This window comes from Klebsiella sp. A-Nf5 (genome assembly GCF_002810545.1).
Lineage (GTDB): Bacteria > Pseudomonadota > Gammaproteobacteria > Enterobacterales > Enterobacteriaceae > Klebsiella > Klebsiella variicola.
The window spans coordinates 1-523 of sequence record NZ_PIOG01000192.1 but is presented as its reverse complement, the minus strand read 5'-3'; the positions used below and the strand labels follow the sequence as shown (position 1 = coordinate 523).

General features: G+C 66.7%; 1 pseudogene. It reads left to right on the top strand.

From position 1 onward, the window contains the following. A pseudogene (locus CWM53_RS20175) lies at nucleotides 1–523 on the top strand (acetolactate synthase); the annotation flags it as partial.

Here is a 523-nt window from a genome sequence, read left to right as displayed (position 1 = left end):
CGGAGGCTTACCGCGCGAGCCATTGTGCGAGACCTTTGCCATTGATGAGGCCGCGCTGCAGGCCGGTCCTTCGCAGCAGCCGGTCCGCTATGCGCCAGTCCGGGAAGATATCGCCCGCGCCGCCGAGGCAATCGCCTGCGCCAGGCATCCCGTCATCTTCGCCCAGCGTGGCGCCCGAACGGCGGGTGGCTTTGCGCGCCTCAATAGCCTGGTGCGCGAATGGGCGATCCCATTGGTGGAATACTGGGGTACCGAGGTGACCCTGAGCGCCGATAATCCACTGCTCGCCGGGGCTGATCCCAGCGTCTGGCTCGCCGACGCCGATGTGATTCTGGTGGTCGACTCGCAGGCGCCATGGATGATCGCCGAGGGCGACTGTCGCCAGGACTGCACCGTGATCCAGATGGGCCCCGATCCGCTCTTCTCCCGCTACCCGGTGCGCGGCTATCGCGCGGACATCAACCTGGCGGGCGAGAACGATGAAGTCTTCGGTCTGCTGGAGGAGGCGCTGCACCCACTGCAG